Here is a 13,128-nt window from a genome sequence, read left to right on the forward strand (position 1 = left end):
AGCGCTTTCGCGGGGACGAGCGGAGTAAAACGGGACGACCGCGCGCCCCGAACGACCAGGAGCTCTACTGCGTCCGCAGCCCCGACGACATCACGATCGGGGTCCAGCGCTTGTGCTCGGCGGTGATGAACTCCGCCGTCTCGCGGCGGCCGACGCCGAGCACCGGCTCGAAGCCGGCCTGCACCAGCTTTCCGCGGAACTCGGGCTCGTCGAGGGCCTTGCGGGTCACCTCGGCGAGCTGGTCGAGGATCGGCTCGGGCGTGCCTGCCGGCGCGAACAGGCCGAGCGCCAGCTTGGCGATCAGCTCCGGATAGCCGGCCTCGGCCGTGGTCGGCAGCTCCGGCGCGATGGCGAGGCGTTGCTCGGTCGCCACCGCCAGGATGCGCACCTTGCCGGCGCGGTGCAGCTCCAGCATCTGGTCGGTGATGTTGGAGGCGAACATCGGCACCTGGCCGGAGATCAGATCGGCATAGCCGCCCGCCGCGCCCTTGTAGGGGATGTGGACGATGTCGGGCGTGCCGGCGAGCGACTTGAACAGCTCACCCGCGAGATTCGCCATGGTGCCGACGCCGGCCGAGCCGTAGGACAGCTTGTTGGGGTTCGCCTTGGCCCAGGCGGCGAGCTCTTTCAGGTTCTGGGCCGGCACCGACGGGTGCACGATGATGGCCGCGACCGAGATCGCCATGGTGGCGATCGGCGCAAAGTCCTTCGCCTCGTAATTCGTCTTGCTGTTGAGCGCCGGGTTGAGCACGAGGTCGCTGGTCGAGCCGAGCAGCAGCGTGTAGCCGTCCGGCGCGCTGCGCGCCGCCATGGCGGTGCCGATGATGCCGCCGCCGCCGCCCTGGTTCTCGATCACGATGCTGCCGAGCGAGCCCTTCACCCATTCGGCCCATTGCCGCGCGACGATGTCGAGCACGCCACCGGCGCTGCGCGGCACGATCAGGCGGATCGCGCGATCGGGCCACGGGCCTTGCGCGAAGGCAGGCGCCGCCAGGGCGGCCCCGGCGAGCGAGCCCAAGGCGAGCTTCAGCACGTCACGTCGTAGCATCGTCGTCTCCCGTCGCGGCACGGCCGGGGGCCGCCGCGCTGCACGAACACGGACCCGCTCTGCGGGTCGTATGGACTCGGGCTCTCCCTCGGGTCTTTGCGCGGCGGGTCGAAGCCGCCCGTCGCCGCCCTTGTCACGTCACGCCGCGGCGCTGCGCCGCGGCGAAAAAATCACGTCCGCACGTCGCGGCGCCAGCGGAACAGATGCCGCTCCAGCGGCGCCAAGAGGCCGATCTCGATCACCACCATCATGGCGATCTGGGCGATCGTCCAGGCGAACACCTGGTCGGTCTGGATCAGGTCGGAGGCCTGGCGCAGCCGGTAGCCGACGCCGCTCGAGGCGCCGAGCGTCTCGGCGACCAGGCTGACGCGCCAGCCGAACCCGAAGGCGAGCCGTGCGCCCGAGAAGAAATAGGGCAGGATCGACGGCACGTAGATCTTCAGCAGCGTCTTCAGCCGCGAGAAGCGCAGCGTCTGCGCCAGCTCGACGAAGTCGGCGTTCACGGCCTGGGTGCCCTGCCAGACATTGGTGATGATCAGCGGCAGGGCGGTCATCAGCACGACGAAGATCGGGGTGAGCGGCGACAGGCCGAACCAGATGATGGCGAAGATCGCCCAGATGGCCGACGACACCGTGTTCATCACCGGCAGCACCGGTTCGAAGAAGGTGCCGAGCGCCCGGTTGGAGCCGAGCAGGATGCCGCCCGGCACGCCGATCAGCACGGCGAGCGCGAAGCCGGCGAGCACGCGCCACAGCGTGGTGAACAGGTTGGTGAACAGGTCGCCGTTCTGGGCGAGCATGATCAGCCGATTCATCACCCGGGCCGGGCTCGGCAGCACGTAGACGGGCGTCGCCAGCGAGGCCGCCCACCACACCGCGATCAGCAGGATCAGCAGCGCGGTGCGGCGGAACGCGATGGTCGCGCTCCCGGTCCCCGTCTTGATAGGCTTGTCGGTCGGTGCTCTCACTTCTTTGCCTGCTCGTAATAGGTCGGCACGAACAGCGAGTCCGGGACCGCCGTCTCGATGGTGCCGGCGGCGCGAAACACTTCGGCCATCGTCTTCAGCGTGGCGATGTCGGCGGGCTCGAGCGAGGCGACGTAGAACTGGTCCCACAGCCGGGCATAGGCGGTGGCGTCCTTGGCGTCGAGATTGGCGCTGCTGCGCAGGATGTCGGAGGCCTTCTCGGTCTCCTTGCTGCCGAATTTGGTCGCCGCCATGATGGCCTTGACGTATTTCACCACGGCCTGCGGGCTCTGTCGGGCGAAGGCCTTGTGGACGATGGCGACACCCAGGATCGGCGGCGCCTTGGTGCCGGTCATCGTCTGCCACTGCTCGACGACATTGCCGAGCGACTTCAGCTTGGTGTCGGTCACCGAGGCGAGCGTGACGGCGCGCAGCGCGGCGACGTCGATGTCGCCCTGGGCGAGGAACTGCAAGAGCCGCCCCTCGTTGCCGGGCACCGCCGTGTAGTCGGTGCGCTTGAGGCCCTGGTTCTTCTCCAGCAGCGCCGTCGTGATGGCGTACATGGCGCTGCCGGCCGGCGACATGCCGACCTTCTTGCCCTTGAGGTCGGACAGCGACGTGATCGGCGATCCCTCCTTGGTGACGAAGGTCGCCTCGGCGATCTGGGTCACCAGCACCACCTCGAGCGGGGCGCCTTCGCCGCCGAGCGTGAAGGCGCCGGTCGCCGGCGCCCCGAAGGCGACGTCGATCGAGTTGGTCATCAGCGCCTTGGTGGGGCCGTTGACATCGCTGAACTTGATGTATTCGGGCACGAGGCCCTGGGCCTCGAGGAACTTGCCGACCTCGAGCACGGCGCCGAAGCCGACGCTGAAGCCCGAGGTCCAGTAGCCGACCTTGATCTTTTCCTGGGCGTTCGCCGCCGCTGGCGCGAGCGTGGCGGCCGCGAGGGCGAGCAGGACGGCGAGCTTGCGGACGAACATGCGAATCTCCGAAGTCGGGGGCGGAACGGTCAGGGTCAGATCACCCAGTCGGCCGACATCCCTGCGATCGCGGCACGCAGCTCCGCGACGAGAGCTTGGGCGTCCGGGGTGCCGAGGCGGGGATGCGGCAGGGTGACGTCGATCTCGGTGTGGACGCGGCCGGGCCGCGGCGACAGCATCACGATGTGGTCGGCCAGGATTACGGCCTCCTCGACGTCGTGGGTGACGAACACGATGGACATGCCGCGCTCGCGGTGGATGCGCAGCAGCTCGTTGTGCATGCTCGTGCGGGTCTGCGCGTCGAGGCGCGAGAACGGCTCGTCCATCAGCAGGATGTCGGGCTCGGTGACGAGGCTGCGGGCGAGCGCCACGCGGCTGCGCATGCCGCCCGAGAGCTGGTGCGGATAGGCGCTGCCGAAATCGCCGAGGCCGACGACGGCGAGCTGGGCCTGGGCGCGCTCGCGCCGCTCCTGCCGCGACACCGATCCGGCCTCCAGCGCCAGTGCCACATTGCCGAGCGCCTGGCGCCACGGCAGCAGGCGATCGTCCTGGAACATGTAGCCGAGCCGCGACCAGTCGACCGCGCCGGTGGTCTCGTGGCCGAGCACCAGCACCTTGCCCTGGTCGGGGGCGAGCAGGCCCGCCGCCATGTTGAGCAGCGTCGACTTGCCGGAGCCCGACGGGCCGAGGATCGACACCACGCTGCCGGCCGGCACGTCGAAGGAGACGTCGCGCAGCACCTCCAGCGACGAGCCGTCGTCGCGAAAGAAATGCTTCGAGACGTGGCGGAACGCCAGCGCCTGACGATGATCCGGGGCGGCGTGGCGCGCGAGCGGCGCCGCAGCGTCGATGGTGGGGGCGGGGGTCAAACGAGGTCCATTCTCGACCAGTTGCGGGCCGTTCAACAGAGCAAAATCTGTGCCGTTTGCAAGGGCCACGACGGGCGAAGTCCGTGTGTCGTCCCTGCCGCCGGCCCGGGGAGAGTCGACGGCGGCGACGCCTCGTATATAAGGCGGAGCGGTCGCGGCAGGCACCAACCGTCGCGCGAAGTTGTAAAAAACGACAGTGGGACTGGGGGTTTGGGGGTTCATGGAAGAAAGCGCGCGTCAGCTTCCCGTGGGGGAGCAGATTTTTCTCGACCATGTCGGTCATTTTGCCGCGGACCGTGATGCCGCGATTGCCGCGCTCGCCCGCGCCGGCTTTGCACCGACGCCGCCCTCCGTGCAGGTCAACCCGACGCCGGACGGCAGCCTGGCACCGGCCGGCACCGGCAACGTCACGGCGATGTTCTCGCGCGGCTACATGGAGGTTCTGTTCAAGACCGCCGACACGCCGCTCGGCCGCCAGCTCGACAGTGCGCTCGCCCGCCACGTCGGCGTGCATCTGATCGCCTTCTCGGTCGCCGACGCGGCCAAGCACTATGGGCGGCTTGCCGCGAGCGGCATGCCGATGCAGCCGCTGGTGTCGATGCAGCGTCCGGTCGAGACCGCCGATGGTCCCGGCATCGCCGCCTTCACGGTGGCGCGGCTGTCGCCCGGCGTGATGCCGGAAGGCCGCATCCAGATGCTGACGCATCGCACCGAGCGCACGGTGTGGCAGCCGCGTTGGCTCGCGCATCCGAACGGCGTCACGGCGCTGCTCGACGTCCTGGTCGCGGTCGGCGATGTCGGCGAGGCGGCGGCGCGCTTCTCCCGCTTTCTCGATCGTCCGGTGACGCAGGAGCGCGCCGGTCCGGCCATCAAGCTCGATCGCGGCCGCGTGCAGCTCGCGACGTCCGGCGCGTTCCACGATCTGGTCGGTTGCGCCATTCCGCCCGGGCTGCCCTTCATCGGCGCCTATGGGCTCGCGGTCGCCTCGCTCGACGCGCTGAAGGCGCGGCTCGCCGGGGCCGGACTGGCGTTCACGGCGCGCAATGGCTCCGTCGTGGCCCCGTTCCCGGAGGGGCTGGGGCAGGGCGCCTGGGTGTTCGTCGAGGACGCCTCGCGGCTGCCCTGGCGGCGGTGAATGCCGTCCCGGGCCGCGCGATCGGCGCCGCGCCGCCTCGCGCGGCCGATCCGCAGCAGACGGCGTTCGGAACCAGCCACATAGCGTTAAGCGCGCGTTAAACGCCGCGGGCTAGGCTCGTGTCTGATCCCGAGTGCTGTCGTAGCGCGTTCGCGCGGGACCCGTCATGCCGCCCTTGTCAGTTGCGTTTCGCGCAGTGTTTGGTCCGTCTGGGCCGGCGCGTCTCGTGCCGGTCGGGCGGGCGTGCGCGCGGTTCGCCGGCGTTCTCCTCGCTGCCGCCCTGGTGGTCGCTCCTGCGTCGCCGCGACCCGCCGTCGCCGCACCCCAAGCCGTCAAGGCCGAGCTGTCCGTCAACACCAGCGAGGGCTACGCCCGCATCGTCTTCCACTTCGCCGAGGACGTGGAGAGCGATGTGCGGATGGCGAACGGCATCGTGATCGTCGGCTTCCGCACGCCCGTCCAAGTCGCCGTCGATCGTCTCTCCACCACGGCGGCCGGCTATGTCGCCGCCGCGCGGCGCGACCCGGACGGCAAGGGCATCCGCATCGCACTGTCCCGACCCGTGAAGCTCAACACCCTGACGGCCGGCGAGCGCCTTTATGTCGATCTTTTGCCGGACACCTGGACCGGGGCACCGCCCGGCCTGCCGCAGGAGGTGGTGGAGGATCTGGCCCGGCGCGCCCGCGAGGCCGAGAAGAAGGTGCGCCAGCAGCAGCAGCTCGTGCGCCAGAAGCAGATGGCGCTCACGCGGGTGCGCGTCTCGCACCAGCCGACCTTCTCGCGCTACGTCTTCGACCTGCCCGACCTGATCCCGGTCGCCACCTCGCGCGAGAAGGAGGCGCTGACCCTCACCTTCGAGGCGCCGCTGAAATTCGATCTCGCCGACGCCAAGGGCTCGCCGCCGCCCATGCTGGCGGGGGTCGACTCCGAGATCCGCGACCAGACGACCACGGTCCGGTTCGGCTTCATCGGCAATGTCGACGTTCGTACGTTTCGCGAGGACGCGAGCTTCGTGGTCGATGTCGGCGCCGTGGAGGCCGCCAAGCGCCGCAGCGAGAGCGATCCGGCCGGTCGCGCCGCCGAGCTGGCGGCGCTGCTCGCCGGCGGCGGCCGCGATCCGAAGCGCTCCGCCGGGATCGAGCCGCCCCAGGCGGTGCCGCCCCAGACCGTGCCGGCGCAGGAGCCCGCCCGTCCGCCGCTGCCGCCCTCGGCCCTGACCCCACCGGCCACCGTCGGCCCGCCACCCGCCGCCCCGCCGGCGCCGGCGCCTGCCCCAGCGGCTGCCGCTGCTCCGCCCAAACCTGCACCGGCGCGGGTCGCTGCTGCACCCGCTGCCGCTCCTGCACCGTCGCCTGCTGCCCCTGGGCCGGCGCCCGTGATAGCCGCGCCCGCGACCGTGCCGGCCTCGACACCGGCGCCGGCGCCTGCTGTGGCCCCTGCATCTGCGGCCGCTCCAGCACCGGCGCCTGCGCCTGCTGCGGCCCCTGCACCCGCGGCTGCTCCTGCACCGGCACCCGTGACAGCAGCGCCCGCGACCGTGCCGGCCCCGGCTCCGGCCGTCGCCTCACCGGTCGCCGACCCGTCCGATGTTCCCGCCGCACCCGCACCGGTTGCCGCGAAGACCGAGCCGGCGCCGGTCCGCACCGAGCCGCCGCGTGCCGAGCCGGCCCCCCCGGCGGTCACGCCGACCGCGCCGGCCGACCGCACCGGGGCGGTCGCCGTCCAGGTCAGTCGCCAGGCCGACAATCTGATCCTCAGCTTCCCGTTCCCGGTGACGACCCCGGTCGCGGTGTTCAACCGCGCCGACACGCTGTGGGTCGTGCTCGACACCGGCGCCAAGATCGATATCGCAGCGCTGCTGCGCGACCGCAGCGGCACCGTCCAGAGCGCGTCGCTGGTGCCGCTGCGCGACGGCCAGGCGCTGCGCCTCAAGCTGGAGCGGCCGCGGCTCGCGACCGTGCGGATCGACGGCGCGACGGTCACGGTCGTGATCGGCGATCAGGTCATGGAGGCGCCGCGGCCGCTGGCCCTGGTCCGCAATCCGGCGAGCCAGAGCCGCACCACGGCGGCGATCCCGTTCGACGATCCGCGCGCCGTCCATCGGCTGCCCGATCCGGAGGCCGGCGACACGCTGGTCGTGGTGACGGGTCTCGGGCCGCCGCGCGGCTTCCTGCAGGGGCAGGAGTATGTCGAGTTCAGCACGCTGCCGTCGTCGCATGGCGTGGTGCTGGCGCCGATCGCCGACGACCTGACGGTCGAGCTCGGGGCCGACCGCATCACGCTCGGCCGGCCCGGCGGCCTGTCGGTGTCGGCGAGCGACATGGTGGGGCGCCGCTCCGGCCTGTTCCGTCCGGCCGTGTTCGATCCGCAGCTCTGGGGTTTCGACCGCGAGGCGAACTTCGAGGACCGGCGCCGCGCCCTGACGAGCGCCGCCGCCGAGGCGCTGGAGACGCGGCGCACCGGCGCCCGCATGGATCTGGCCCGCTTCTATCTCGCCCGCGAGATGTATCCCGAGGCCAAGGGCGTGCTCGAGGTCGCGCTCGGCGACGAGAAGCCCGGCGCCGACGATCCCGCCGGCATGCTGATGCGCTCCCTCGCCAACGTCATGCTGGGCCGCATTCCCGAGGCCCTGAAGGATCTTTCGCATCCGATCGTGGCGAGCCATCCGGACGCCCAGATCTGGCGCGGCCTCGCCATGGCCAAGCAGGGCAACTGGGCGGATGCCGCCGACAAGTTCCGCAATGTCGAATCGACCATCTCGACCCTGCCGATCCAGCTCCAGCGCCTGATCCTCAAGGAGGCCGTGCAGGCCTCGCTCGAGGTGAAGAACTTCGCGGCGGCCGCCAACACGCTGCACGCCTTCGAGACGCTCGGGGTCGACCGGGACATGGAGGCGGACATCGCCGTGCTGTCCGGCAAGGTGGCGGAAGGCCTCGGGCGCAGCGGCGACGCGCTCGCCGACTACCGGCTCGCCGTGACGGGCGCGGTCGGGCCGGCCGCCGCGCAGGCGCGGCTGCGCGAATCCGTGCTGCGCTACCATCTCGGCGACCTCAAGCGCTCCGAGGTGATCGCCGAGCTCGAGGAGCTCACCACGATCTGGCGCGGCGACGACACCGAGATCGAGGCGCTGCAGCTCCTCGCGCGGCTCTACACCCAGGAGTCGCGCTATCGCGACGCCTTCCACGTCATGCGCACCGCCTTGATGGCGCACCCGAACTCCGACCATACGCGGCGCATCCAGGACGAGGCGGCCGCGACCTTCGACACGCTGTTCCTGGCCGGCAAGGGCGACGCCATGCCGGCCGTCGACGCGCTCGGCCTCTTTTACGATTTCCGCGAGCTCACCCCGATCGGCCGCCGCGGCGACGAGATGATCCGAAGGCTCGCCGACCGGCTGGTCTCGGTCGACCTGCTCGACCAGGCGGCCGAGCTGCTGCAGCACCAGGTCGACCACCGCCTGCAAGGGGCGGCGCGGGCCCAGGTCGCGACGAGGCTCGCCATCGTCTATCTGATGAACCGCAAGCCGGACCGCGCCCTCAACACGCTGCGCGTCACCCAGAGCACCAACCTGGCGACCGAGTTGCGCAACCAGCGGCTGCTGATCGAGGGGCGGGCGCTGTCGGACATCGGCCGGCCCGACCTCGCCCTCGAGGTGGTCGGCAATCTCGACGGGCGCGAGGCGGTGCGGCTGCGCAGCGATATCCTGTGGTCGGCCAAGCGTTGGCAGGCGGCGGCCGAGCAGATCGAGGTGATGTATGGCGACCGCTGGCGCGACTGGCAGCCGCTGAGCGAGCCGGAGCGCAGCGACCTGCTGCGCGCCGCGATCGGCTACGCGCTCTCCGAGGACACGATCGGGCTCGGCCGCTTCCGCGAGAAGTACGTCGCCAAGATGGCCGATGGACCGGATCGCCGCGCCTTCGAGGTGGCGACCGCGCCGCGCGCGTCCAACGCCACCGAGTTCGCCGCGGTCGCCCGCATGGTCGGCTCGAACGACACGCTGGACAGCTTCCTGCGCGACATGCGGGCCCGCTTTCCGGAGACCGGCTCGTTCAACCACGACGTCCCGCTGGCGCCGACGGCCGCCCCGGCCGCTCCGGGCACCCCGGCCGCCCCGGGCACGCCCGGCAACCAGACGCGGGCGCCGCTGCCCGATCCCGATCCGACCGCGGCGATCCGCTCCCGCAAGGCCGTCGCGGTGCGCCGGTAGACTGTCCGAGAAGCCAAGCCGCAAGAGAGCGGCCTTGTACAGGTCCGGTTCAGGAGTCAGTCATTCCGGGGCGCACCGAAGGTGCGAACCCGGAATCCAGCCACGGATTCCGAGATTGCGTCTGGATTCCGGGTCCGCGCGCGAGCGCGCGTCCCGGAATGACCAGCGAAGGAACCGCCGGCTCGTTCGCCCGCCGCCCTAGCTGCCGTAGCTCTGCACCAGGCTGCCGGCGACCAGATTCCAGCCGTCCACCAGGACGAAGAAGATCAGCTTGAACGGCAGCGAGATGACGGCCGGAGGCAGCATCATCATGCCCATCGACATCAGCACCGAGGCGACCACGAGGTCGATGATCAGGAACGGCAAGAACAACAGGAAGCCGATCTCGAAGGCCCGCTTCAGCTCGGAGATCATGAAGGCGGGCACCAGGATGCGCAGCGACAGCTCCTCGGGGGTGGCCGGCGGCGGCTCGCGCGCCATGTCGACGAACAGCTTGAGATCCTTGTCGCGCACGTTCTTCAGCATGAAGGCGCGGAACGGCTCGCTGGAGCGCTCGAAGGCCTGCTCGGGCGTGATCTCGTTGTTGACCAGCGGCCGCAGGCCGACATCGTAGGCGCGCTCGAAGGCCGGCCCCATCACGAAGGCGGTGAGGAACAGCGCGAGCGAGATGATCACGGTGTTGGGTGGCGCCGTGGCGGTGCCGAGCGCGGTCCGCAGCAGCGACAGCACCACCACGATGCGGGTGAACGACGTCACCATCACCAGGATGGAGGGGGCGAGCGACAGCACCGTGATCAGCGCGATGATCTGGATCACGCGCTCGGTGAGGCCGCCGCCCTGGCCGCCGCCGAGATCGATGCTGATGTTCTGGGCGGCCGCCGGCCACAAGGCCGCCGACCCCGCCACCATCGCCAGCGTTACTGCGGCCGCCACCGTCGCGAGACGAACGCGGCGGCCGAGCGAGGGTCGCGTCACGGCTTTCCGGGCGCGCGGCCGAGCAGATTCGCCATTTCCTCTTCGAGGCTCTCGTAGGGGGTCTTGCCGGGCTTGTCGGGCGTCTCGCCGGCCGGCCCAGGGGCCGGTGCGCCCGCATGGGGCTCGTCGGCGGCGTGGAACGGCGCGGCCGGGGCGCTCGCCTGGCCGTTGTCGGACGGCGCCACCGGCGGGGCCGGCGGCTCGGCTGCGGGCGGACGCGCCGCCGGGGGGCGGGAGAGCAGCGAGCTGCGCGGCTCCAGCGGGTTTCGCGGCGGCAGCCGCGGCCGCTGGGCCGGCGCGGGCGGAGCGGGAGCCGGTTCGGCAGCCGCGGCCGGCTCGGCGGCTCCCGGCCGCCGCAGAGCGGCCTCGAGCTGCTCGGCCATGGCGGCGAGCTGGCGGTCGCCCGCATTGGCGTCCTCGGTCGGGGCAGGGGGCGGTGCGGGCGGCGCCCGCCGCGGCTCCATCGGCCGGCGGAGGTCGGGCGCCGGCCGGCGCGGCTCGGACAGGCGGGAATCGCCCAGGCGGGGCTCCGGCCCGCGCGGCTCGGACAGGCGCGGCTCGGAGACGCGCGGCTCGGCCATGCGGGCCTCGGGCATGCGGGCCTCCGGCATGCGGGGCTCCGACATTCGCGGCTCGGCCATCCGCGGCTCGACGATCGGGGGCGGGGCGCTGCGGGCGAGCTCGGCGGCCAGCCCGGCGAGCCGGTCGGCGGTCTGCGGCCGCGGCACCGGCTCGACCTGCGGCTGCAGCGGCAGGTCCTCGGCCAGCGGCGGCATCAGGGCGCTGCCGCGGGCGTTACGGAAGGAGGGCTCGGGCGTCGTCTGCCACAGCCCGTTCTCGGGCAGTGGCCGACCGGCCTGGTCGAGCCGGGGCACCGGCACGTCGCGCATCGGCGCCGCCGGCTGGCCGCGCACGATATTGGCCTCGACGACCACGTCGGTCGGGCCGCCCAGCATGATCAGGTGCTCGACATTGTCACGCCGCACCAGCACCAGCCGGCGCCGGCTGTCCACGGCGGTCGCCTCGATCACCCCGAGCCGGGCCTGCCGGCCGCGCGCCGAGGCGGAGCCGAGCCCGCCGGACGAAAATCGCCGCACCAGCCAGGCGACGCCGCCGATCAGCGCCAGGACGATCACGAAGGCGATGAAGAACTTCGCGGGAAGCGGCATATCGCCGACCATGGGCATTCATCCTTTCTCAGCTCCTGCCGCGTGAGCCGAGTCGATTCGTTCAATGGTTAACGGGTCCGGCAAAAACTGCCGTACGGCCCCACCCGGTTCCTTAACACGAAAGCCAAGGCGAGCCCACAACATACGCTGTTTTAGCGGTTTTCCGGAAGCGGCAAAACCGTGGCCGGGGGATGGCGCCGCGACGGTTAACGCGCCGTTAACCATGAACCCGGCAATCTTTGCCGGGCGGCACCTTCGTGTCGCTCCGAAGGCGGTGGCCGATGGCGATCTCCAATATCCCGATCTTCTCGATGCTGCGGACCCGGATGCAATGGCACCAGGAGCGCCAGCGCGTGCTCGCCGAGAACGTGTCCAACGCCGATACGCCGCAGTTCCGGCCGCGCGACCTCGCGCCGCCCTCCTTCGATCGCACCAAGACCGCGCAGACCGTGACGCTCGCAACGACGGACCCGGGCCATCTGGCCGGGCTCGGCGGCGGCGAGCAGTTCCGGAACCGCAACGAGCACTTCGCGGTCCGTCCGGCCGGCAACGCCGTCCATCTCGAGGACGAGATGCTGAAGGTCGCAACCAACCAGATGGACTACCAGGCGGCCACGCAGCTCTATTCGCGCAGTCTCGCGATGATCAAGACGGCGATCGGGAAGTAAGGCGTGAGGTGACCCCATGGATTTCGTGAAATCGCTCTCGATCGCCGCCTCGGGCCTGCGCGCCCAGGCCGGGCGCATGCGGGTGCTGTCCGAGAACATCGCCAATGCCGACTCGACGGCGCCGGCGCCGGGCCAGGACCCCTATCGCCGCCGGGTGCCGACCTTCCGCTCCGAGCTCGACCGCACGCTCGACGCGCGGACCGTCGCCATGGGGCCGGTGCGCACCGACACCAGCGACTTCCGCGTCAAGAACGAGCCCGGCCATCCGATGGCCGACGCCGCCGGCAATGTGCGCTACCCGAACGTCAATTCGCTGATCGAGATGACCGACATGCGCGAGGCCCAGCGTTCCTACGAGGCCAATGTCAACGTGATCGGCGCGACCCGCCGGATGATCCAGCGCACGCTGGACATCCTGCGCGCCTGAACAGGAAGAGGACCGCCATGGCGATTCCGGGGATTGCGGCCAATGCCTATGCCACCACGGCGCGCCTCGGCACGCCGGGGGCCGGCCTGAGCAAGACCATCGGCGACGGCGCCGATGTGAAGAGCACGAGCTTCGGCGCGATGCTGCGCGACGTCGTCACCGACGTCGCTGCGACGGGCCGCAAGTCGGACGCCCAGTCGCAGGCCATGGTGGCCGGCAAGGCCAACATCGTCGACGTGGTCACGGCCGTCGCCGAGACCGAGACGGCGATCGCCAGCCTCGTCTCGGTCCGCGACAAGGTGATCCAGGCCTACGAAGAGATCATGCGGATGACGATCTGACCGCCCGCCGTCGCGGGCGATCGGGGGCGGCGCGGGCGGTTGGCCGCAACAGGGGACCAGGACGACATGACCGGGCCGGAAGTCCTCGACGTCTCGCGCGACGCCATCATGACGCTCGTCCTGGTGTCGAGCCCCTTGATGCTGGTCGGCCTGGTGGTCGGCGTCATCGTGTCGCTGTTCCAGGCATTGACCCAGATCCAGGAATCGACGCTGGTCTTCGTGCCGAAGATCCTCGCGATCTTCGCCGCCATGATCCTGGCGCTGCCCTTCATGGCCGATCTTCTCAACGGTCACATGATCCGGCTGGCCGCGAGGATCTCGGGCGGCTGAGGCGGCCCGGGGAG

General features: G+C 71.0%; 12 protein-coding genes. 6 read left to right on the forward strand and 6 right to left on the reverse strand.

Features of this window, described 5'->3' with window-relative positions; all coding sequences use genetic code 11:
- Positions 1-64 precede the first annotated feature (64 nt).
- From HXX10_RS01615 to HXX10_RS01630, 4 genes are all read right to left on the reverse strand, one after another.
- On the reverse strand, positions 65-1,048 hold the full coding sequence (locus HXX10_RS01615) for a tripartite tricarboxylate transporter substrate binding protein (RefSeq protein ID WP_296519588.1): 984 nt from the start codon (positions 1,046-1,048) through the stop codon (positions 65-67).
- Between the two features lie 170 nt (positions 1,049-1,218).
- Positions 1,219-2,016, reverse strand: coding sequence for an ABC transporter permease (locus HXX10_RS01620; RefSeq protein ID WP_296519589.1), 798 nt, complete (start codon positions 2,014-2,016; stop codon positions 1,219-1,221).
- Positions 2,013-2,993: an ABC transporter substrate-binding protein gene (locus tag HXX10_RS01625; protein ID WP_296519590.1), complete on the reverse strand. Its 981-nt coding sequence runs from the start codon at positions 2,991-2,993 to the stop codon at positions 2,013-2,015. Before HXX10_RS01625 ends, HXX10_RS01620 begins: the two co-directional genes overlap by 4 nt.
- 35 nt (positions 2,994-3,028) lie before the next feature.
- Positions 3,029-3,862, reverse strand: a complete 834-nt coding sequence (locus HXX10_RS01630; protein WP_296519591.1) for an ABC transporter ATP-binding protein — start codon at positions 3,860-3,862, stop codon at positions 3,029-3,031.
- Positions 3,863-4,082: 220 nt separating this feature from the next.
- On the opposite strand from HXX10_RS01630, the gene HXX10_RS01635 reads away from it, so the two are divergent.
- Entirely contained in the window at positions 4,083-4,997 is a 915-nt protein-coding gene (locus HXX10_RS01635; protein ID WP_296519592.1) for a VOC family protein, read from the forward strand.
- Between the two features lie 226 nt (positions 4,998-5,223).
- Positions 5,224-9,204 carry a tetratricopeptide repeat protein gene (locus HXX10_RS01640; protein WP_296519593.1) on the forward strand — a complete coding sequence of 1,327 codons (3,981 nt, stop codon included), beginning with the start codon at positions 5,224-5,226 and terminating at the stop codon, positions 9,202-9,204.
- Between the two features lie 198 nt (positions 9,205-9,402).
- Here the strand turns inward: HXX10_RS01640 and fliP are convergent, their stop codons facing one another.
- On the reverse strand, positions 9,403-10,113 hold the full coding sequence (gene fliP / locus HXX10_RS01645) for a flagellar type III secretion system pore protein FliP (RefSeq protein ID WP_296519701.1): 711 nt from the start codon (positions 10,111-10,113) through the stop codon (positions 9,403-9,405).
- A 62-nt stretch (positions 10,114-10,175) separates the two neighbouring features.
- On the reverse strand, positions 10,176-11,360 hold the full coding sequence (locus tag HXX10_RS01650; RefSeq protein ID WP_296519595.1) for a flagellar biosynthetic protein FliO: 1,185 nt from the start codon (positions 11,358-11,360) through the stop codon (positions 10,176-10,178).
- Positions 11,361-11,629: 269 nt separating this feature from the next.
- On the opposite strand from HXX10_RS01650, the gene flgB reads away from it, so the two are divergent.
- From flgB to fliQ, 4 genes are all read left to right on the forward strand, one after another.
- Complete coding sequence (flgB, locus tag HXX10_RS01655) at positions 11,630-12,016, forward strand: flagellar basal body rod protein FlgB (RefSeq protein ID WP_296519596.1); 387 nt, start codon at positions 11,630-11,632, stop codon at positions 12,014-12,016.
- A 16-nt stretch (positions 12,017-12,032) separates the two neighbouring features.
- The gene (gene flgC, locus HXX10_RS01660) at positions 12,033-12,443 is read left to right on the forward strand and encodes a flagellar basal body rod protein FlgC (RefSeq protein ID WP_296519598.1); all 411 of its coding nucleotides are present in this window, start codon (positions 12,033-12,035) and stop codon (positions 12,441-12,443) included.
- Between the two features lie 17 nt (positions 12,444-12,460).
- A complete protein-coding gene (locus HXX10_RS01665; protein WP_296519600.1) occupies positions 12,461-12,784 on the forward strand; it encodes a flagellar hook-basal body complex protein FliE in 324 nt (107 codons plus the stop codon).
- 66 nt (positions 12,785-12,850) lie between these two features.
- Positions 12,851-13,114: a flagellar biosynthesis protein FliQ gene (fliQ, locus tag HXX10_RS01670; RefSeq protein WP_296519603.1), complete on the forward strand. Its 264-nt coding sequence runs from the start codon at positions 12,851-12,853 to the stop codon at positions 13,112-13,114.
- The last annotated feature ends 14 nt before the right edge of the window (positions 13,115-13,128 follow it).

This window comes from Rhodoplanes sp., assembly GCF_013377085.1.
Classification (GTDB): domain Bacteria; phylum Pseudomonadota; class Alphaproteobacteria; order Rhizobiales; family Xanthobacteraceae; genus Rhodoplanes.